We start from the raw sequence: 19,337 nt of genomic DNA on the forward strand, positions 1-19,337 counted from the left end.
GAGACGGCCATGCTCACCCCCCGGCCGCGGGCTCTGGGGTGATGCGGTCCCAGGCGGATATCGGCAGCATGATCACCGAGGCGGGAAACAGGCCGTGCTCCTCGCTGTCGATGTGCCGGTGCAACTTCCCGATCGCCTCCAGCACGGCGGGCCAGTCCGGCGCCGCGCGGTCGATCGCGCCGAACACTCCGTGGATCTCATCGTGCTCATCGCAGAGCCGGTCCACCGCCCCCGCCAGCGACCCCTCGGCGCGCAACTCGGCGAACAGGCCGCTCTCCTCGAGGGCGGTGTGCGGGAGGAGCTGGGCAAGCAGTTCGTCGAGCAGAAGCGCGGCGTCGCCGTACCGGCTCTCGCCGATGGCCCGGCGCAGTGCCCCGGCGCTCTCCTCGATCTGCCAGTGCTCCTCGGACAGCCGGCCGATCAGCGGAAAGTCCCGGCAGCCACAGTAATTGCACATGATGTGATCCCTCGGTGTCAGCGTGTGAATCCAGGATGCCCCGCGAGGACTTCACCAGGTAGAGGAGGACGCCCGCCGTCGATAGGGTCTTTCGTCCTCTTCGGGACATCGGCGGCCATGCTCCTTGTGCGGACGCTCGGCCGCCCCGATCCCGAGCCCGGCGCGGACCAGCACGTACTGGTCCGCGAGGCCACCGCTCCGAAGGCGCCCTGGGGGAAGGCTCGCGCGGGACCGGCGGACACCGAGGTGAGGGCGGCCCGGCCCCGGCGGCCCTTCCGGTGTTCGGCCGGGGATGCGGTTGGACCGGCTCTCACGGTGAGGTGAGTGGTTCGGCCTGGTAGGCCCGGTGAAGCACCTCCAGGAAGGACGGCGCCTCAGGCAACGGCACGGAGCCGATCCGGCGCACCGCCACACCCGGCGTCCATGAGTTCATGACCACGGCCCCGGCCAGCGCCGGCAGGCCGGCGAGTGTGACCTCCTGGACGCGCTGGGGGATCCCGAGGCGATCCAGCTGCCGGCGGACGATGCCCATCGTGGTCCCGCCCAGCATCTCGGCCTCGGGCCACACCACCGCGGAGCCGTCCCAGAAGGCCAGATTCCAGATCGACGCCTCGCTGAGCCGGCCCCGGCGGTCGACGAAGGCGGCGTCGTCGAAGCCCTGTTCAACGGCCTGGCGGAGGAAGTACGTCTTCGCCACCTCGCCGACGTGCTTCACGGCCGGGAGGACCCGTTCGCGTTCGACCGTCGCCAGTGTCAGCGGACCCTCCGGGCCGGACGCGGGCGGTCCGGTACGGACCAGCACCTCGGGCTCCACGTCAGCCCCGGCCACGGTGAACTCGCCCGCCGGCGAGTACACCGTGGCCGTCAGTGAGAGGTCGGCCGGACCCGCCTCCAGTGCCGCCCGCAAATGGGACCGCACCCGATCGTCGGGCAGTGCCTGACCGAACAGCTTCACCGAGGCGAGGCGCAGCCGCTCCAGACGCAGGTCGAGGCCCCGGACCCGGCCCCCACGCACCTGCATGGCGGTGAAGTGGGCATAGCCCGCGAAGGCGAGTGGTGTCAGATCGCCGGCGGTCGCCGCCCGGCCGTTACGTTGAACGACGGGTTCGGACGTCGTGTCGCCTGCCGGTCGCCGTTCACTCGGAGCCAAGCTGCCTGACATAGGGACCCCGCTTTCCTGCTGGACTACTCGAAGCCGAGGCCAGATCCGCCCCGACCTCGCCCCTGACCTCGTCATCGAACTGCTGTACGGCCCTGCCTACTACCACTGGCTCATCCGCCAGCGGCCCGCCGACGCGGATCACATCCACATGATCGTCGATGTCGCCCTCGCCGGCCTCGCCCCGGCGAACACCCGCCCAGACGCTCCTCCCGCCGGTAACAGCCGCCCGCACCCGCAGTGAGCCAGGCCCGCGATCAAACAGCCACGCCCGCCTGAACGAGCCGGCAGCCGTTGGCACTGAGAACGAGCATGGTAGATGTCGCGCGATTGGTGCCGGGTGTCCGGTTGGGGTCCGGCTTGTGGTGATCGCCGGTCAGGAGCGAAGAGCACGGGATATCGGCCTTTGGAACGGCAAATGACGCGGTCCGGCCGGCCGACGGGGTGAGCGGACCGTCCCTATCGGGTCGGTGAATGCCTGCCGCCCGCCGCTCAACTGCGTAGCCGCGTGTTGAGCCGTGCGGCCTGTCGCGTGAGGTGGTCGCGTTCGGGGAGGCTGGGCGCCGATCGGGCGGCTTCGGCGTAGAGCCGTGCTGCGGCCACCGGGTCACCGTCACGCTCGTGCAGGTACGCCGCGACGGCGGCGTGGCGGGGCAGGGCGGTGTCCAGCCCCGCCAGTGCGGCCAGGCCGGCCCGCGGGCCGTCGGCCTCGCCGACCGCGACGGCCCGGTTGAGGCGGGCCACCGGGCTGTCGGTGAGGCGCACCAGTTCGTCGTACCACTCGACGATCTGCACCCAGTCGGTCTCCTCGGCCTTCTGGGCGTCGGCGTGGAGCGCGGCGATGGCGGCCTGAGCCTGGAATTCGCCCAGGCGGTCGCGGGCGAGGGCCGCCTGGAGCACGTCGACGCCCTCGGCGATCAGGCGGGTGTTCCACAGGCCGCGGTCCTGCTCGGCAAGAGGCACGAGGCTGCCGTCGAGGCCGGTCCGTGCCGGGCGCCGCGCGTGGTGGAGCAGCATGAGCGCAAGCAGGCCCGCGACCTCCTCATGTTTGGTCACTGCGGCCAGTTGGCGGGCGAGTCGGATCGCCTCGACGGCGAGGTCGACGTCGCCGGAGTAGCCCTCGTTGAAGACCAGGTAGAGCACGCACAGCACCGTGGCGACGTCACCGGGCTGGTTGAACCGGACGCCCGAGACGGTCCGCTTGGCCCTGCTGATCCGCTGGGCCATGGTCGCCTCCGGCACGAGATAGGCCTGCGCGATCTGACGCGTGGTCAGGCCGCCGACCGCGCGCAACGTGAGCGCGACGGCCGAAGCCGGTGTCAGGGAGGGGTGCGCGCACAGGAAGTACAGCTGGAGCGTGTCGTCGGCCGGCTCGCCCGGGCCGGGCACGGGCTCGCTCTCGACGCGTAGCTCGCGGTGCCGTCGCGAGGTTTCCGCGCGGGCGGCGTCGAGGAACTTCCGCCAGGCCACGGTGATCAGCCAGCCCTTGGGATCTCGCAGCGGGTCGTCCTGACACACGCGTACGGCCTCGACCAGGGCGTCCTGCACGGCGTCCTCGGCCGCCGCGAAGTCGGCTCCGCGACGGACGAGGACACCGATCACCGCGGGCACCAGCTCCCGCAGCAGCGACTCGTTCACTCGATCACCGTGGGATGCTCGGCCATGAACGGGCGCACCTCGAGCCACTCGTGGATCGGCTTCCCACCCGCCCCCGGAGCCGCGGACAGCTCGCCGGCCAGCTCGAGCGCCCGCTCGTAGGTCTCGACGTCGATCATCATCCAGCCGGCGATCAGGTCCTTGGTCTCCGCGAACGGGCCGTCGGTGACCGGCGGCCGCCCCTCGCCGTCGTATCGGACGAACGTGCCCTCCGAGGAGAGCGCCTGACTGTCGACGAACTCGCCGGTGCCCTCGAGCCGAGCCGCGAAATCCCGCATGTACTGCACATGGGCCGAAAGCTCTTCCGGCGTCCACTGGTCCATCGGCACGTCGTTGACCGATGCCGGCGCGCCCCGGTAGTGCTTGAGCAGCAGGTACTTGGCCATCATATTCTCCTTGGTGCGGTACGGCCCATTGTGGCCGTGTTCACTTCGGGGACGGAACCGCGCGCGGGTTCTCGACATCCCACCGCGACATTTCCTGGCGGACTTCAAAGACTCCGCGCGCCGCGGCGTCACGGATGGGCACTGCGCCTTGTCCAGCGCGAGCCCTGCGTCGTAGCCCGACCGGGCCTCGTCGATGGGTGGCGGATGCCCGCGGCCATCTTCGCCGCCGCAGACGCCACCGCCCGCCGCAACCCCACGGGACGGCGTTCTCCACCAGAGCGTCCCTGTCCGGCACCTTCGACGGCATCCCCTTCGACTAGGGCCTGTACGGGGTTGAGATCAGAGGGATGCGCCTGTGTGGTGGTCTGCCGTCCTGGTAGGCCATCTCTAAGGCGCGCGGAGACCTCACCGACGAGGAATGGGCCTTGATCGATCCTCACCTGCCCTTGGGTGAGCGCGGTCCGATCCCGGACCTGCGGCGGCAGTTCAACGCGGTGATGTGGCGGTTTCGTACTGGCAGCCCGTGGCGGGATCTGCCGGAGGAGTACGGGCCGTGGTCGACCGTCTACGACCGCTTCCGATCCTGGGCGACCACAGGCGTCTTCGAGGAGCTGACGCAGGCCGTGATCGCCGAGGCCGCGGCCCGTGGACAGGCCGACCTTGACCTGGTCAGCGTGGACTCCACCACAGCCCGCGCCCACCACCACGCTGAACCTGTACCAGGGTCGTGTCCCGCCTCCAGACCTTGCTGATCGCGACGCTGTCGCGATGCCCCGCCTGCCATCGCGATCCATACGACCTCATCGACCTTGGTCGAGGACCATGACCAAGCTCTGGTTTGAGGGATTGACATTTCGATGTTCATCCCGCGCCGTATCCCCCGTGCGGGGGAAGGGATGGCTCTCGGTGGGGATGCCCGCAGGCCACCGCCGCTGACATGATCGCTGGCATGACTAAATGGATCGGCCGATGGGCCGGTTGCGCGGCGATCGGCTGGACACTGCTATATCTGGCGTCGAAGGCTCACTTCGCCCTTGAGGAACGGATCGGTGTCACCGGCGGCCCGCAGGTTACCGCGGACGCTTATCGCGACTATGGGCCGGGAGAGGTCGCCCAGGCCCAATGGGCCAACGCCGCGGCCGGCGCCCTCATCGTCTTACTGCTGCTGGTATCCCTGACCTCTGTCCGCCGGCTACTACCGCGATGGATACTGCTCGCGCTGTTGTGGACGTGCGCAGCCATGGCCGCCGCGGGCGCGATCGGCATGCTCGGCGGAGCGATGCTCACCGACCGCGGCGGCGCGGTCTTCGGCGGCTACTGCGCGGTGTGGGCGGTGCTCCTCATCGTCGCGACCCTTGATTTCCACCGCCGCAGCCGAGCATAGGCACCACACGGCTCTCCCGCGCTCACGGCGCCGATGAGCCGGTCAGACCGACGATCTGGACGCCACGATCACCGATCTGCATTCTAGGCTGACCCACCTGGAAAGTCCGCGATGATCAGTCTTACCGATCCCGCTCGCTCGGCTCTGACCCGCGCCGTGCCCCTTTGACGCTTACTGCAGCGTTCCTTAAAGCAGGTAGACGAACGTGCGGCGCAGGGTTCGGGGCTGTGGCGGTGAGCGTCCCCAGACCCACGGCTGGGCGTGGGCGTTGAGTTGGGTGGCGGCGGCGGCGACCGCGTGGGCGATCTCGGTGGCGTCGGCGAAGGTCTGCCCGGCGAACGCGGCTCGGCGTAGCAGCCGCCACCAGCCTTCGGCCAGGTTGAGCCAGCAGGCCCTGACGGGGATGAACACCTGGCGAATGCGCCGGTGGCGCAGCAGCCATTGGCGAACTTTCCAGCTGAAATGGCTGGAGGAGGTTGTCGGTGATGATGACGATCGGGCCGCGCCGGTTGGCGGCTGCGACCTGTTTCAGCAGCTGGATCCAGCCCTGGCTGTTGCGTGAGGGCGCGCAGAAGGTGAGTTCGACTCCGTCGCGGATGCGCAGCGCGCCGTACACCCAGGTCTTGTCGATGCCGCGGGAGTATTCCAGCGGAGCGTTGATCCGGTGCCCGTCGACCGACCAGCCGGGCGCGGGCGGGAAGGTGCGCGGGGTCACCGGCCCCAGTTCGTCGGCGCAGATCACCGTGGTGCCCGGCGGCGGGTCGGTGTAGAGGCCGACGACCTCGGCCCTTTGGGGGCGAAGTCCGGATCGGTGGAGGTGCTCCGGGAGCGGGTGTGCCGCCGGCGCACGTGTTCGGTGAGCAGGATCCGGCGGATCTGGCTACGCGCGATCGTGATGCCCGCGGCGCGGGCGGCGGTCAGGCTGTTCAGCGTCCACTCGGCCGCGCCGCTCTCATCCGCCGTGGTCAACTCTCCGCCCTCATCGCGGACCGGCCGGCCCGGCGGATCGGAGCGGGCCAGTGCGATGACGCGTCCGCGTTCGACCTCCCAGGTCAGCGGGGATCGCCACCCCCATTCAGGAACGCTGCACTGAGCGTGGTCGGCGAGGCCGCCGACGGCGCGGAGGCGGTGGAGCTGAGCAGGGACCTCCGGCCGGACGTGGTGCTCATGGACCTGCACATGCCCAGCCTGGACGGCGTGCGCGCCACCGAGCTGATCACCGCGCAGCTGCCGGGCGTTCGGGTGCTCGCGCTGAGCACGTTCGACCTGGACGAGAACGTGGTCGCGGCGCTGAGGGCGGGCGCCGACGGCTTCCTGCCCGAGGACATCTCCTTGGAGGAGCTGATCGAGGGCGTACGCGTGGTGCACCGCGGTGAGTCGGCCGTCGCGCCCCGTCTGCTGACCAGGCTCATCGGCACCTTCGTCCGCGCCTCGCGCCCGCGGGCGGTGCCCGCCGGGCCGGCCGGGCTGACCGGCAGGGAGCGGGAGATCCTCGTGCTGATCGCCCGTGGCCGCTCGAACCCGGAGATCGCCGCCGACCTGGCCGTCTCCCCGTCGACCGTCAAGAACCACGTGACGAGCCTGTTCGCCAAGATAGGCGTCAGGGACCGGGCGCAGGCCGTGATCGTCGCCTACGAGGCGGCGTTGGTCCAACCTGGAGAGTAGGACCAGGATCTCAGAGCCCTGGCCCGAGAACCGTCCCCGGGCAGGAGGAAACCGGCCGCCCGCGACGGCACGCTGTTCGGCGCCCCGGAGACCCTGATCTTCGACGAGCCGGTCAACGGCCGCGATCCCGACGGCATCCTGTGGATCCGCACGCTCATGCGCAAGCTCGCGGCCGACGGGCGCACGGTGTTCGTCTCCAGCCATCTCATGAGCGAGATGGCCCGGACCGCCGACATGAGCGTGGGGGAGCAGAGCGGCAGGGTTCGACCGGGGCTTGAGGCTTTCCCGGCTTCCGCCCAGAACCGTCCACGAGAGGCGGCGAAAAGTCTCCGGGCTCGGTTCAACGACAGCCTTGAAGTCATGAGTGCTGGTGACAACGGGCGGCCCGGCGCGGAGCCGGCCATCGAGGCCCGTGGCCGGAGGCCGCGCCGCGGACGGATCGATGCGCGCAACGCCTCCATGGCCGTGGCCGGCGAGTCCGAACCCGGGAGAGCCCGCCGGGCCCCCGGCGAACTGAAGGAGATGACCACGTGATTCCCGATTCAGCTCCCGCCACGCCTTCCTGGCGGGAACTGCTGGGCCCCGAACATCTCGGAGCCGCGATCGTGCTGGCGGGCGGCGTGCTCGTCGGTGCGGTCAATATCTATCTGGCCTCGAGTCTGCTGCCGACTGTGGTGGCCGACATCGGCGGCGCCGGCTTCTACGCGTGGAACATGACGATCTACCTCGTCGCCATGGTGATCGCGACGATGCTGGTCAGCCGGCTCCTGGCCCGGTGGGGGAACGTCGGCGCATACCGCCTCGGCTTCGCGGTGTTCCTGGTGGGCTCGCTGGCCTGTGCGGCGAGCCCGGCGATGCCGGTACTGCTGGCCGGCCGCGGCGTCCAGGGATTCGGGGCGGGGGTGCTTTCCGGGCTGGGGTTCGCCGTCATCCGCGCGGCTCTGCCGCGCCGGCTGTGGACCCGTGGCAACGCGCTGATGTCGGCGATGTACGGCGTCGGCAACTTCGTCGGCCCGGCGCTCGGCGGCCTGTTCGCCCAGTTCGGCTCATGGCGCCTGGCGTTCGCGGCGATGGCGGTGATCGCGGCGGCGTGCTGCGCGGTCGTTTCCCGGGTGCTGCCGCGCGGCGAACGCGGCGACGCGCGGACGCCGGTCCCCGCCGTGTCGCTGCTGCTGGTCACGGCGGCCACCGCGGCCGTCAGCCTGGCGGGGGTGCTGCCCGGCACCATGGCGATGGCGGGTGGCATCGTGGTGGCACTGCTGCTGGTGGCCGCCTTCGTCGCCTACGAGCGGCGCAGCGAGCTACGGGTCTTCCCGCGCACGACCTACCAGGCCGGCTCACCACTGAAGTGGATCTACCTGACGCTCGGACTACTGGCCTTCGGCGTCGCGGTCGAGTCGTTCGTCCCGCTGTTCGGCCAGCAACTGGGCGGGCTGTCCCCGCTCGCGGCAGGCCTGTTCGGGGCGGCCATCTCGCTCGGCTGGTCACTGACCCAGCTCGGCAGCTCATCGGCCACCAGGGAGCGCACGGTACGCCGTCTGCGCATCCTCGGCCCGCTGCTCCTGGCGTCCGGCTTCCTCCTCCAGGGACTGCTGCAGCGCGAGGACACGCCGACCTGGCTGGTACTCCTGTGGGTACCGGTGTTGTTCATCGCGGGTTCCGGCATCGGCCTGGCCTACCCGCACCTGTCCGTGGCCGCCATGTCCAGCACCCAGGATCCAGAGGAGGGACGCAGGGCCGCCGCGGCGATCGCCACCGTGACGAGTCTGTCGATCGCGTTCGGCACGGCCGTGGCCGGAGTCCTGGTCAATCTCGGCGACCCGTCGATGCTCGACTCGGCACGGTACGTACTGTTCGGATTCGCGATCATCTGCGCGGTCGGCGCCATCACCGCACGTGCGGCGGACCGTTCAAGCCGCCCGGAACCCGCCGAGCCGATCGGCCACCCTCCGCTCCAACAGGGCTCGTGATTCGCGATCCACCGACCCGACGTCCACCCCTTCGGGGGTGAAATATCCGGCTCGGGTTTCCGATCGCCTGTTCACCACGTGCCTGAGATCACCGATGACCGCATTCGATGTGAGGAGATGCCATGGCTGACGCCCGGCCAGAGACGCCGATGTTTCCGATGGCCCGTGCGACGGGGTGTCCCTTCGACCCGTCGCCGGAGTTGAGCCGCCGACTCGAAGACGCGCCGGTCTCACGAGTGAGGCTGTGGGACGGCAGCACCCCGTGGATGGTTACCCGCTATGCGGATGTGCGCGCGCTGCTTGCCGATCCGCGTGTCAGCGTCGATGTGGCGCGACCCGGCTTCCCGCACACCAACGCGGTGAGCAAGGCACGCGACGCGCACATGAAAACGCTGATGCAGATGGATGCGCCGGAGCACATCGCCCAGCGGCGGCTTCTGACCTCGGACTTCACGATCAGAAGGATGGAGGCGTTGCGGCCCCGGATCCAGCGGATCGTCGATGACCTCATCGATGAGATGCTCGCCGGCCCGAATCCGGTCGACCTTGTGGAGGCGTTCGCGCTGCCGGTTCCCTCACTGGTGATCTGCGAACTGCTGGGCGCGCCCTATACCGCCCGCGACCTCTTCCACCGGGTGTCCCGCACGCTCGTCATGGACGAGCCCGATCCTGAACAGGCCATGGCCGCCAGCGAGGAACTGAATGCCTATCTGGAGGACTTGGTGGACAAGAAGAATGCCGAGCCGGGCGACGACGTGTTGAGCAGGCTGGCCGTCGAGCAGTACCGGACCGGCGCGATGACCCGGCGTGAGATCGCCACGGCCGGTCAACTCCTCCTGGTGGCCGGGCACGACACCACCGCGACCATGATCGCGCTGGGCACGACCGCACTGCTGGCGCACCCGGACCAGTTGCGCGCGGTCCGCGACGACGACCCCGCACTGGCGGCCAACGCCGCCGAAGAGCTCCTGCGCTACCTGTCCATCACCCATACCGAAGCCCGCCGCGTCGCGCGGGAAGATCTCGAGATCGGCGGCCGGCTCATCCGCCAAGGCGAAGGCATCATCGTGGTGAAAAGCGTCGCCAACCGGGACCCCTCGGCCTTCCCCGACCCCGACACCCTCGATGTCCGCCGCAAGGCCCGCCACCATGTCGCCTTCGGTTTCGGCGCCCACCAGTGTCTGGGCCAGTCGCTCGCCCGGGTGGAACTGCAAGTCGTCTACAGCACCCTGTATCGACGCATCCCCACACTGGCCCTGGCCGTACCGCTGGAACAACTGACGTTCAAGGAGAACGCGGTCTTCTACGGAGTGCGCGAACTACCCGTCACCTGGTAAATCACACAAGGAGAAACGCGTGAGGATCACCATCGACCAGGACGCCTGCATCGGCTCCGGGCAATGCGTACTCGGCTCACCTGAGGTATTCGACCAGCGCGACGCCGACGGCATCGTCGTGCTCCTGCAAGACAACCCGGAACCCGGGCTGCAGAAGGACGTCCGTGAGGCCGCCCGCATCTGCCCAGCCCGGGCGATCACGCTGACCCCGCCGTGAACCATCTCGAATCGTTGTCGTGGGTGCTTCCGCGGCGGGTCCGACCGCCGCGGAAACCCTGCGCCGGAATGGATGCACCGGCGCGGGCGCGCGATGACGCTCACGCTGAGGACGGCTCGGGCCTCACGGCGCACACCGCGGCGATGCACGGCCATGACTGGCAACGCCTTCCCGGAAAATGCGGAGATCCCGGTCTCTCGCCAAGCCGCTGAAGCGGCTTGCGGAGCGCGAGCCGACCATCACAGGCTGCGGGCGGCGGCGGGCGGACACGGTGTCAGTCGCCGGGCCCGCCGTCCCCGCGGTGCGCCGACAGGTCGTCCAGTTCGGCCGCGAAGAGCAGGGCGGGGTCGAATCCCATTCCGGTGAAGTGGCCGGCGAGTTCCAGGGACAGGACACCATGCAGCCGGGTCCAGAAGCTCAGGGCCCGGTGCAGGACCGCGGGCGGGGCGGGGTGGCCGTCCGCCCAGTCACGGTGGTCTGCCAGGTGTGCGTCGAACGGCGTCGCGGGGCTGTCCGAGGGCAGCGCCGCGCAGGCGTCGAGCAGGATCGCCATGATCTCGGATGAGATGAGCGTGATGGCGTCGGGCGCGTGGTAGCCGGGGACGGGGGTGCCGTAGATGAGGAGGTATCGCTGGGGGTGTGCCAAGGCCCAACCGCGCACGGCGTGTGCCAGCACCGTCAGGTCGGCACCTGCGAGGGAGGCCGAGTGGAGGGTGTCGGCGAGGCTTCGGTAGGCGTCCCTGATGAGTTCGGTGATCAGCTCGTCACGGCTGGCGTAGTAGCGGTAGAGCGCGGGTCCGCTCATGCCCATATGTTTGGCGATCGCGTTGAGGGAGAGCGCGGTGGCCCCCGTCGTGGCGATCTGTTCCCACGCGTGTTCCTTGATCTCCGCGCGCACCTGGGTGCGGTAGCGCTCGCGGGGGGTCCTCGTGTCCATCTCCGCCATGATCTGCCGCCTTGCCCACCCGTGAAGCTACATCTTGAAGATTAAGTTAGAAGGTATCACGAATCTTCTTGACCCTCCTTTCCTGGCCTGTTATATCTTCTAACGTAAGCATGATGCTGTAGCTGATCGCGGATTTGCGGCGCGGATCGCAGCCGTGCACCCGCAGACGAAGGGAAACGCCATGCCCAGCAATGCCCCGTCGAACACACGAACCGTCCACCCCGGGTCCCGCACCCGCATCGCCGCGTTCACGATCTCACTCGCCGTCGCCGGCGTCCTCGCAGGCAACACCCCGGGCGCACAGGCCGTCACCGCACAGCCCCGCCCTACCCACCATGGCGGTGGACTCCAATGTCGCGGCGCCGGCGTCGACCCCACCGCCAAGGTCCGCTACCGGACCAAGACCTTGATCAAGGCGCCGCTGAGCACCATCTGGAAACTGCAGACCGACGTGGAACGCTGGCCCTCGTGGCAGAAGCCCGTCACCAGCATGAAGCGCCTGGACCCGGGCCCGCTCCGCGAACACTCGCGGTTTCGGTGGACCACCCCGGTGCCCGCCACTCCCGTCACCCCGCCCACCACGCTGGTCATCACCTCCACCGTCCGGCACATTCAGCACCACACGTGCGTCCGCTGGACCGGGCCCGCGATCGGCGAAGGACTGCGCATCGACCGGGGCGTCCACGTCTGGACGTTCACCAAGGTCAAGGGTGGCGTCCTCGTACGCACCGAGGAGACCCATGCCGGCGACCAGATCGAAGCCAACGCGCCCCTCGCCACCGACTTCCTCGGAAAAGGTCTCGAGGCCTGGCTGAAAGACCTCAAGAACACCGCCGAAGCCCGCGCCGGCGACTAGAAGATCACTGAAGGTGCCGGGGGCTGACCTCGCCTCGGATGACGGCGGGGTCAGGCTGGTGTTATGCGAGGTGGATGGGCTGGAGAGCGGGTCAGACCGATCAGCGGCCGGCGCCACGAGACGCGGCGCACGCCGAAGGCCCTCCAGGAACGGACCCGCACCAGCGCGGCCGCCGGGAGTTGTCATCGGCGCGGCTCCCAGCGGAAGATCCGGGAAGCCAGCGCGACGGCGACAATGACCCAGCCCAGTGTGGGCACCAGGAGAATCAGGGAGTCCGTGACGGGAACACCGCCGTTCCAGGCGTTGACGACCAGTTCGGTGGCCGAGCCGCCGGGGAGCAGCCGTTTGAGCAGGGCGAGTTCCTCGGTGCCGGTGATCCCCACCCAGCTGGCCACGGTGATGGTGCCGATGCTGATGGGCAGCGTGGTCACCTGGGCGTGTTCGGGGGAGTTCGTCACTCCCGCCGTGGCCAGTCCCAGGCCGAGCATCATGATCACCATCGAGAGGACGGCCGCCGCCAGGAGGAGAATGTTGTCCGGCTCGCCCGTGGCCACAGCCAGCACGGTCATGATCACGGCCACCTGGACCAGCGAGATGACGGTGATCGGGAGGAGCAGCCCGGAGAGGATGCCGGTGTCGCCCGCCGCGGTGGAGCGCAGCCGCTTGAGGAAGAGGTTCTGCCGGCGTGAGGCCAGAGTGGTCACCGTGGTGGTGTAGAGCCCGAACGCCCCGACGGTGAACATCACCACCGCCGCGATGTATCCGAGGCTGCCCAGGGCCGCGAAGACTTCGTGCCGGTAGACGAAGAACGCGCTGACCGCCGCGGGCATGACGAGACTGGTGACCAGGACCAGCCGGTTCCGGAAGATCTGGACCAGCTCGCTGAGAGCGATCGAGAGCATGGCGAAGGTCCTTTCTTGGAAAGTCCCGGGAGCGGGTCTAGTCGCTGCCGATGGCGCGGAAGACGTCGTCGAGCCGGGTCGGTCCGGCTTGAAGTTCCCCCAGCTCCACCGCGTGGTCCTGCGCCCAGCGGAGCAGGGTGTGCAGATCCTTCTGCAGGCCGAAGGTCTCGATGAGGAACTTCCCGTCGCTCTCACGCATGGCCTGCAGCGGTGGCGCCGGTGCGGTGGCTGGAAGGGAGAAGCGGATGGCGGCCGGCAGGGTCCGCGTCAGTTCGGAGACGGTCCCCTCCCGGTAGAAGGCGCCTTTGTGCATGAGACCGATGCGGTCGGCGTGCTGCTGGGCCTCTTCCAGGTAGTGCGTGGTGAGAACGACGGTGGAGCCGGCTTCGCGCAGCTTGCCCACGGTGTCCCACAGATCGTCCCGGGACTGGATGTCCAAGCCGGTGGTGGGCTCGTCCAGGAAGATCAGCTCAGGCGTTCCGTACACGGCGGTGGCGAAGTCCAGACGTCGTTTCTCGCCGCCGGAGAGTTGGGACACCTTGGTGCCGGCCTTGCGAGTGAGATTCACGACGCTGAGCACGCGTTCGACCGTGTCTGTGCGCCGGGTGAGTTTTCCGATCAGCCGGACCGATTCCTTCACCGTCAGGTCCGGGGAGAACCCGCTGTCCTGCAGCATGATGCCCATCCTGGGCCGCACGGCGTGCCGGTCGCGCGGGCTCTGCCCGAAGACCCGCACGGTGCCCGAGGTGGCTGTACGGTGACCTTCGATGGTCTCCAGGGTCGAGGTCTTCCCCGCCCCGTTCGTGCCGAGCAGAGCGTAGAGCTCCCCGCGCTCCACCTGGAAGGACAGGTCCTTCACGGCATGGAAGTCGCCATAGGCGAGGTTCAGACGTTCAACGTCGATGACTGGTGTCGAGGACATGCCGTTGATCTCAGCAGCCGCCGCGCTCACCGGGCAGTGCGACCACGTCATGACCCCGCCATGACATTTCTCGGGTGAACGTATGACGCAGCGTCAGTGGTGCCACCACGGAACCGGAAGAATACTGGGCAGACTCTGCTGTTCGATCCCGGAGAGCCACTCATGGACACCGAACCCCCGCGCGTTCTGTCGACGGTCGACATGACCGTCTTCCTCGTGGTCTGCGCAGCGTTCTTCCTCCACTACCTCGGCGTCGGTCTCTTGCCTGACGGTGCGGAGGCATGGTCGGAGACCAACCAGTGGCTGATGTGGACAGCCGCGGTCCTGACCGTGGCGAGCGCTGTGGCGGTCCCGTTGCTCAGCCTGACGGCTCAGCGGCCAGGTCAGGACCGGTGAGGCTGACCCGGCCGGCGTCGCGCACGATGTCGGAGCACACCGAGGCGACGCGGGGACGGCTGCGCAGACTCAATCTCATCATGTTCCTCCCGCTGCTCGCCGCCGTCGGGGCGCTGCTGGTGGCGACCGATGCCCGGACCTGGTGGCACGTCATGGTCCTGAGCCTGGGCGTGGTCGCGGCCCTGGTGGCGTTCGTGCGGTGGGCAGCGCGCGACATCTCGCGCGTCGCACTTCCCTGCCTGGTCATCACTGCGGCCGTGTGGCTTCTCGGAGCGCTGGTGCTGGACAGTCGCATGGCGTTCTACGGTCTTTCGATCGTGGGCTCCCTCGCCGTCCCCCAACTGCCGCGCCACCGAGGCGCGGCAGTCCTGGGGCTGACCGCCTACGTCGCCGCCGTAGGCGCGGCGAGGCTGTTGATCACACAAGAAGACGTCTCCGGCGTTCTGATCGGGTACGTCATCGTTCCCGCGGGCGTCACAGCGGTGCTGACCGGCCTCATGTTCCCCAATCAGAGGTTCTACGGCCTCGTCGCGGAGCTGGAGGAGGCACGACAACGCGAAGCGGAGCTGGCCGTCATCCGGGAACGCATGCGTTTCGCCAGTGATCTGCACGACATCCAGGGCCACACGCTCCATGTGGTGAAGCTTAAGATCACGCTGGCCCAGAAGCTGGTGCACAGCGACGCCGAACGGGCGGAGCAGGAACTGCGCGAGATTCACGCCCTGGTCAGCGACACCATCACCCAGACCAAGGAGCTCGCCTACGCGCAGCGGCGGCTCAACCTGTCCGCTGAGCTGGAGAACGCGAAGAACCTCTTCGAAGCCGCGGGCATCCGCGTACGCGTCGACCGTGAGGCCGAGGTCGATGCGCACGCAGGCGAGCTGCTCGGCCAGGTCCTGCGGGAGACGACGACCAACATCCTGCGGCATGCGCAGGCCGAGCAGGTGCGCATCACCCTGTCGGAGTCGGGCATCGCCATCGTCAACGACGGCGTGCCGGAGGCTCCACTTCCCGAACTGCGGGGGCTCGCTACGCTCAAGGAACGAGTGGTGGGCAACGGAGGCGAGCTGACGGTGGAGCAGGAAGACGGGCGTTTCCTGACGGCTGCGGCATTCCCGCACGGCCGTTCGGAAGCTGCCCGCTGAAAGCGGGGAAGGACGACTGATGACCACCGTGGTGCTCGCCGACGACGAGGCACTCCTCCGCAAAGCACTGGCGTCACTGCTCCCTCTCGAGGGCGAGATCGCCGTGCTCGCCGAAGCAGAGGAGGGGGAGGCGGCCGTAAAGGCCACGCTGCGACACCGGCCCGATGTGCTCGTCATCGACCTGGAGATGCCCGGTGTGGACGGACTCGGCGCTGTCGCGGAGATCCGCCGGGCGCGGCCGGAGCAGGTGATCCTCATGCTGACCCGCCATGCCAGGCCCGGGGTGCTGCGCAAGGCGCTGAAGCTTGGGGTCCAGGGCTTCGTCAGCAAGTCCGCGGAGCCGGCGCACATCGTTTCGGTCATCAAGACCCTGCACGCGGGCAGGCGATGGATCGACCCGGATGTCTCCGCACTCGCCATCGTCGACGACTGCCCGCTCACCGACCGCGAGATCGATGTGCTGCGGGTGACCGGCGAAGGCTACTCGGTCGCCGACATCGCCACCCGACTCCACCTGGCAGAGGGCACGGTGCGCAACTACCTCTCGAATGCGATGCAGAAGACTCAGACCCGGACCCGTCATGAAGCGGCGCGGTACGCGCGTGAACACGACTGGTTCTAAGCTTGTTGTTTAGCCTCTGAACTGCGCACTTGCTGCGTTAAGCCATGTCAGACGACATATCGGGCTGTAACGGCTCCGATGCTGGACGTGAAAGTGGCCACCGCCTCATCGTCGAGTTACCAAGACATCAAGATGAAGGCGGTGGCCGTGAGGTCCATGCTGACACGCGCTGCGGCATGCAGCCCAGACACGCACCAGAAAGATCTCCGTACCGAAGCGCTGGCGGAGTCAGCGCCCGGTCGCGCCGTCGATCAGTTCGCGGAGGATGTCAGCGTGGCCGGCGTGGCGGCCGGTCTCCTCGATCATGTGGGTGAGTGCCCAGCGGATGCTGGGAGCGGGGCTTTCCGGCCACGGCCGGGGGACCGGCGCGCCGAGGTCGGTGCACCCGTCGAGAACTTCGTTCGCGCGCTCGCCCGTCTTTCGGTAGCGGGCGACGACGTCGGCCACGCTGTCCGCTGGTGCGGCCTGGAACGTCGCCTGCCAGTCGGTGACTTCGTCCCCGAGGAACGTCGAGCGCTCGACGAAAGTGAGGTGATTGAGCAGGCCGAGCAGGTTCGTGCCCGACGGCGTTCCGGCTGTTCGGACCTGCGGCTCGGGGGCGCCGTCGACCTTCGCGGCAATCGAGGCCCGTAGGTAGTCGAGGAAACCGCGCAGAATCTCGATCTCGCTGCTTCCGGTCCGGGGCGGCGGGGTGTCGCCGCGGCGGGAGGCGGTGGGCATGCTGGTCTCCTTCGTGGGGGAGCGGCTCTGGCGCCGGGTCAGGCGGTGCGGCGGATGAGCAGGACGTGGTCGATGACCTCGGCGGTGCGCCCGTCCGGTCCGGTCGCGATCCGGCGGGGTGCGTCAGCCCGCTCGACCATCCACGTCGCCGGGTCCAGATCGATGCCCGCGGCGACCTCCCGCGGGGTCGGATACCGGACGTCGGGATCCTGGTTCCACGACCACGGCGCGGTCGAGCCGTGGTCGACGACCAGCAGCCGCCCGCCCAGGCGCAGCGCGTGCGCGGCCACGCGCAGGACGGTCGCCCTGTCCAGGTCGAAGGGGGTGTGCAGGTAGTGGGCGCAGATCAAGTCGAACCCGCCCTGCGGGAAGGACTCGTGCAGGTCATGTCGCTCGGCGATGACCCGGTCGCCCAGGCCGTGTGAGCGGGCAAGGCCGGCGAGCCGCTCGACCGCCACGGCCGAGATGTCGACGGCGGTGACGTGCCACCCCCGGCGGGCGAGCCACAGCGCGTCGCCGCCGTCGCCGCATCCGAGGTCCAACGCGTCGCCGGGCGGCAGGCCCGTGACCGTCTCGGCGAGACGGTCATTCGGCTGCGGGTCGGCGGCTGCCGGTCGGGCCGCGTAGACGCCGTCCCAGAACGTGATCATATCGGTGGTGCTCATCGAGTCTCCTTCTGTCGGGACGCGCTCAGTCTTGCCAGGCTCACCACGATCTGGCACGGATTCTTGCGGTTCTGGCAAGATGGACTCGTGGACGGCGGAACGGAAGACGTGCTCGCCGCAGTGGGGCCGCGGCTGCGTGCGCTGCGTCGCGACCGAGGGATCACCCTCGCCGACCTCGCGGCGACGACCGGGGTGTCGGAGAGCACCCTGTCCCGGCTGGAGAGCGGGCAGCGCCGGGCGACCCTGGAGTTGCTGCTGCCGCTGGCCCGTACCTACGACGTTCCGCTGGACGACCTCGTCGGTGCCCCGCGCACGGGCGATCCCCGAATCCACCTGAAGCCGATCCGGCGGTTCGGGATGATCTTCGTTCCGTTGTCCCGGCGGCCGGGCGGTACGCAGGCGTTCAAGATGATCATCCCCGCTCAGCCGAAACCGCTCGAACCGACCCCGCAGACTCACGAAGGCTTCGAATGGCTGTACGTGCTCAACGGTCGCCTGCGGCTGGTGCTCGGCGAGCGCGACCTGACGTTGCCGCCCGGTGAGGCAGCCGAGTTCGACACGTCCTTGCCGCACTGGCTGGGCAGCGCCGACGGCGGCGTGGTCGAGCTTCTCATCCTGTTCGGCCTGCAAGGGATGCGTGCGCACGTGCGCACCGGCCCCCAGCGGTGAGCTCAGCTGCTCGCTGGAGTCCGCGCAGCGCACCGGCGAACAACGCGTCGAATTCGGCGACGCGCAGCGGCCGTTCAGCGGTCGGCAGCGTTCATTCGGCCGGTGCCCAGTCCATTGATCTCTCCCGTGAGCCGGCCCGGTCCTCCGGCGGACGGGCGCCTGCTTTCGACGGTAAGCCTGTACTCAGGTACCGGATGCAACCCCTGATCCGCCCAGCTGTCGCATGATCTCGGCGACGCTGTCTCTCGCGGTACGGCCGGCGCCGATCAGTGTGGCGGAGGCCGGGCCGGTCCAGTCGCCGTAGCCGAGCAGGTGCAGGCGGGGCTCGCCCAAGGCGCGGGTGCCGTCGACCGGGATGAGCCCGTCCGGGCCGCGCAGCCGCAAGGGGGCGAGGTGGTTCAACGCGGGCCGGAAACCGGTGCACCAGATGATGACGTCGCAGGCCAGGTCGGTGCCGTCAGGCCAGGTGACGCCCTCGGCGGTGATCCGGCCGAACATCGGCTCGGCCTTCAACGCGCCCCGGTCGCGGGCCTCGCGCACGGCAGGCACGGCGACGATGTCGCCCAGATCGCCGATGCCGGGGCCGTCCCCGGCGCGGGCGCGGCGGGTGGCCAGGCCGAACAGGGCGCGTCCGTCGATCTCGTCGGGCAGCAGCCGGGGCGGTCGCAGGGTGACCCAGGTGGTCTCGGCCACGGGGGAGACCTCGGCCAGGATCTGGGCGGCGGAGTTGGCGCCGCCCACGATCACCACCCGCCTTCCCCGCAACGGCTCGGGACCGTGGTAGTTCACGGTGTGGAGCTGCCGGCCCCGGAAGTCGCCGATGCCGGGGTAGTGGGGGACGTAGGGGCGCCACCAGGTGCCGGTCGCGCTGATCACGATGCGGGCGCGCCAGGTGCCGGCGTCGGTCTCCACCTGGAGGGACTCGCCGCTGCGCCGTACGGCCCGGACCTTCGTCGGCCGGACGACGGGAAGCTCGTAGCGTCGCTCGTAAGCGGTCAGGTAGGCGATCGTGTCGGCGGCGCTCGGGTAGCCGCCGCCGGGCGGAGACGGCATCATCCGCCCGGGCAGCGAGCTGTACTGCGCCGGGGAGAACAAGCGCAGTGAGGGCCAGGCGTGCCGCCACGCGCCGCCCGGGGCGTCCTGGGCATCCAGGATGACGAAGTCGGCGCCCGCCCGGCGCAGGTGGTAGCCGGCCGCCAGCCCCGCCTGCCCGCCGCCGATGACCAGGACATCGACCGCCCGGGCGATGGCGGTCATGGAGCC

At 69.3% G+C, this 19,337-nt stretch carries 26 protein-coding genes; 14 read left to right on the top strand and 12 right to left on the bottom strand.

Features of this window, described 5'->3' with window-relative positions:
- Positions 1-13: 13 nt before the first annotated feature.
- Together BM085_RS20570 and BM085_RS20575 are read right to left on the bottom strand one after the other, a co-directional pair.
- Complete coding sequence (locus tag BM085_RS20570; protein WP_093888579.1) at positions 14-457, bottom strand: hemerythrin domain-containing protein; 444 nt, start codon at positions 455-457, stop codon at positions 14-16.
- Positions 458-767: 310 nt separating this feature from the next.
- Positions 768-1,619, bottom strand: a complete 852-nt coding sequence (locus tag BM085_RS20575; protein ID WP_218158772.1) for an aminotransferase class IV family protein — start codon at positions 1,617-1,619, stop codon at positions 768-770.
- Between BM085_RS20575 and BM085_RS20580 the strand changes: the two genes are divergently transcribed.
- The gene (locus BM085_RS20580) at positions 1,573-1,860 is read left to right on the top strand and encodes a TetR-like C-terminal domain-containing protein (protein WP_245789474.1); all 288 of its coding nucleotides are present in this window, start codon (positions 1,573-1,575) and stop codon (positions 1,858-1,860) included. The two genes, BM085_RS20575 and BM085_RS20580, sit on opposite strands and share 47 nt — an antisense overlap.
- Before the next feature lie 248 nt (positions 1,861-2,108).
- On the opposite strand, the gene BM085_RS20585 is transcribed toward BM085_RS20580, so the two are convergent.
- Complete coding sequence (locus tag BM085_RS20585) at positions 2,109-3,254, bottom strand: RNA polymerase sigma factor (RefSeq protein ID WP_093888580.1); 1,146 nt, start codon at positions 3,252-3,254, stop codon at positions 2,109-2,111.
- Positions 3,251-3,658: a YciI family protein gene (locus tag BM085_RS20590; RefSeq protein ID WP_218158773.1), complete on the bottom strand. Its 408-nt coding sequence runs from the start codon at positions 3,656-3,658 to the stop codon at positions 3,251-3,253. The genes BM085_RS20585 and BM085_RS20590 overlap by 4 nt, the downstream gene beginning before the upstream one ends.
- 440 nt (positions 3,659-4,098) lie before the next feature.
- Between BM085_RS20590 and BM085_RS20595 the strand changes: the two genes are divergently transcribed.
- Positions 4,099-4,410, top strand: coding sequence for a transposase (locus BM085_RS20595; protein WP_425443272.1), 312 nt, complete (start codon positions 4,099-4,101; stop codon positions 4,408-4,410).
- A 197-nt stretch (positions 4,411-4,607) separates the two neighbouring features.
- Positions 4,608-5,042 carry a hypothetical protein gene (locus BM085_RS20600; protein ID WP_093888583.1) on the top strand — a complete coding sequence of 145 codons (435 nt, stop codon included), beginning with the start codon at positions 4,608-4,610 and terminating at the stop codon, positions 5,040-5,042.
- Positions 5,043-5,228: 186 nt separating this feature from the next.
- Here the strand turns inward: BM085_RS20600 and BM085_RS46020 are convergent, their stop codons facing one another.
- Positions 5,229-5,453 (bottom strand): hypothetical protein, encoded by a 225-nt coding sequence (locus tag BM085_RS46020; protein WP_245789476.1) that lies wholly within the window; start codon positions 5,451-5,453, stop codon positions 5,229-5,231.
- A 71-nt stretch (positions 5,454-5,524) separates the two neighbouring features.
- Here BM085_RS46020 and BM085_RS46025 point away from each other — a divergent pair, with 71 nt between their 5' ends.
- Positions 5,525-5,812, top strand: coding sequence for a hypothetical protein (locus tag BM085_RS46025; RefSeq protein WP_245789478.1), 288 nt, complete (start codon positions 5,525-5,527; stop codon positions 5,810-5,812).
- On the opposite strand, the gene BM085_RS20610 is transcribed toward BM085_RS46025, so the two are convergent.
- Positions 5,781-6,011, bottom strand: coding sequence for a hypothetical protein (locus tag BM085_RS20610; RefSeq protein WP_245789480.1), 231 nt, complete (start codon positions 6,009-6,011; stop codon positions 5,781-5,783). The two genes, BM085_RS46025 and BM085_RS20610, sit on opposite strands and share 32 nt — an antisense overlap.
- Before the next feature lie 126 nt (positions 6,012-6,137).
- On the opposite strand from BM085_RS20610, the gene BM085_RS20615 reads away from it, so the two are divergent.
- The 5 genes from BM085_RS20615 (at position 6,138) to BM085_RS20635 (ending at position 10,231) form a co-directional block, all read left to right on the top strand.
- Positions 6,138-6,707, top strand: a complete 570-nt coding sequence (locus tag BM085_RS20615; RefSeq protein ID WP_245789482.1) for a LuxR C-terminal-related transcriptional regulator — start codon at positions 6,138-6,140, stop codon at positions 6,705-6,707.
- A gap of 156 nt (positions 6,708-6,863) precedes the next feature.
- Complete coding sequence (locus tag BM085_RS47430) at positions 6,864-7,241, top strand: hypothetical protein (protein ID WP_093888584.1); 378 nt, start codon at positions 6,864-6,866, stop codon at positions 7,239-7,241.
- Positions 7,238-8,677: an MFS transporter gene (locus BM085_RS20625; RefSeq protein WP_093888585.1), complete on the top strand. Its 1,440-nt coding sequence runs from the start codon at positions 7,238-7,240 to the stop codon at positions 8,675-8,677. The genes BM085_RS47430 and BM085_RS20625 overlap by 4 nt, the downstream gene beginning before the upstream one ends.
- Positions 8,678-8,799: 122 nt before the next feature.
- A complete protein-coding gene (locus BM085_RS20630; RefSeq protein WP_093888586.1) occupies positions 8,800-10,014 on the top strand; it encodes a cytochrome P450 in 1,215 nt (404 codons plus the stop codon).
- Between the two features lie 19 nt (positions 10,015-10,033).
- Positions 10,034-10,231: a ferredoxin gene (locus BM085_RS20635; protein ID WP_093888587.1), complete on the top strand. Its 198-nt coding sequence runs from the start codon at positions 10,034-10,036 to the stop codon at positions 10,229-10,231.
- A 274-nt stretch (positions 10,232-10,505) separates the two neighbouring features.
- On the opposite strand, the gene BM085_RS20640 is transcribed toward BM085_RS20635, so the two are convergent.
- Positions 10,506-11,168, bottom strand: a complete 663-nt coding sequence (locus BM085_RS20640; RefSeq protein WP_218158774.1) for a TetR/AcrR family transcriptional regulator — start codon at positions 11,166-11,168, stop codon at positions 10,506-10,508.
- A 190-nt stretch (positions 11,169-11,358) separates the two neighbouring features.
- On the opposite strand from BM085_RS20640, the gene BM085_RS20645 reads away from it, so the two are divergent.
- Positions 11,359-12,033 carry an SRPBCC family protein gene (locus tag BM085_RS20645; protein ID WP_093888589.1) on the top strand — a complete coding sequence of 225 codons (675 nt, stop codon included), beginning with the start codon at positions 11,359-11,361 and terminating at the stop codon, positions 12,031-12,033.
- Between the two features lie 182 nt (positions 12,034-12,215).
- Here the strand turns inward: BM085_RS20645 and BM085_RS20650 are convergent, their stop codons facing one another.
- Both BM085_RS20650 and BM085_RS20655 read right to left on the bottom strand, forming a co-directional pair.
- Positions 12,216-12,935 (bottom strand): ABC transporter permease, encoded by a 720-nt coding sequence (locus BM085_RS20650; RefSeq protein WP_093888590.1) that lies wholly within the window; start codon positions 12,933-12,935, stop codon positions 12,216-12,218.
- 37 nt (positions 12,936-12,972) lie between these two features.
- Entirely contained in the window at positions 12,973-13,857 is an 885-nt protein-coding gene (locus BM085_RS20655; protein WP_093888591.1) for an ABC transporter ATP-binding protein, read from the bottom strand.
- 162 nt (positions 13,858-14,019) lie between these two features.
- On the opposite strand from BM085_RS20655, the gene BM085_RS20660 reads away from it, so the two are divergent.
- From BM085_RS20660 to BM085_RS20670, 3 genes are read left to right on the top strand one after another with little or no spacing between them, the layout of a single operon-like run.
- The gene (locus BM085_RS20660) at positions 14,020-14,253 is read left to right on the top strand and encodes a hypothetical protein (protein WP_093888592.1); all 234 of its coding nucleotides are present in this window, start codon (positions 14,020-14,022) and stop codon (positions 14,251-14,253) included.
- 26 nt (positions 14,254-14,279) lie between these two features.
- Positions 14,280-15,398 (top strand): sensor histidine kinase, encoded by a 1,119-nt coding sequence (locus tag BM085_RS20665; RefSeq protein WP_093888675.1) that lies wholly within the window; start codon positions 14,280-14,282, stop codon positions 15,396-15,398.
- A 19-nt stretch (positions 15,399-15,417) separates the two neighbouring features.
- Positions 15,418-16,020, top strand: coding sequence for a response regulator transcription factor (locus tag BM085_RS20670; RefSeq protein ID WP_093888593.1), 603 nt, complete (start codon positions 15,418-15,420; stop codon positions 16,018-16,020).
- 228 nt (positions 16,021-16,248) lie between these two features.
- Here BM085_RS20670 and BM085_RS20675 read toward each other — a convergent pair whose 3' ends face one another.
- The gene (locus BM085_RS20675; protein WP_093888594.1) at positions 16,249-16,740 is read right to left on the bottom strand and encodes a DinB family protein; all 492 of its coding nucleotides are present in this window, start codon (positions 16,738-16,740) and stop codon (positions 16,249-16,251) included.
- A 38-nt stretch (positions 16,741-16,778) separates the two neighbouring features.
- The gene (locus BM085_RS20680; RefSeq protein WP_093888595.1) at positions 16,779-17,405 is read right to left on the bottom strand and encodes a class I SAM-dependent methyltransferase; all 627 of its coding nucleotides are present in this window, start codon (positions 17,403-17,405) and stop codon (positions 16,779-16,781) included.
- An 87-nt stretch (positions 17,406-17,492) separates the two neighbouring features.
- On the opposite strand from BM085_RS20680, the gene BM085_RS20685 reads away from it, so the two are divergent.
- Complete coding sequence (locus tag BM085_RS20685; RefSeq protein ID WP_093888596.1) at positions 17,493-18,074, top strand: helix-turn-helix domain-containing protein; 582 nt, start codon at positions 17,493-17,495, stop codon at positions 18,072-18,074.
- Positions 18,075-18,257: 183 nt separating this feature from the next.
- Here BM085_RS20685 and BM085_RS20690 read toward each other — a convergent pair whose 3' ends face one another.
- Positions 18,258-19,331, bottom strand: a complete 1,074-nt coding sequence (locus BM085_RS20690; protein WP_093888676.1) for an ArsO family NAD(P)H-dependent flavin-containing monooxygenase — start codon at positions 19,329-19,331, stop codon at positions 18,258-18,260.
- Between the last annotated feature and the right edge of the window lie 6 nt (positions 19,332-19,337).

Source organism: Streptosporangium canum, from assembly GCF_900113865.1.
Taxonomy (GTDB): Bacteria; Actinomycetota; Actinomycetes; order Streptosporangiales; family Streptosporangiaceae; genus Streptosporangium; species Streptosporangium canum.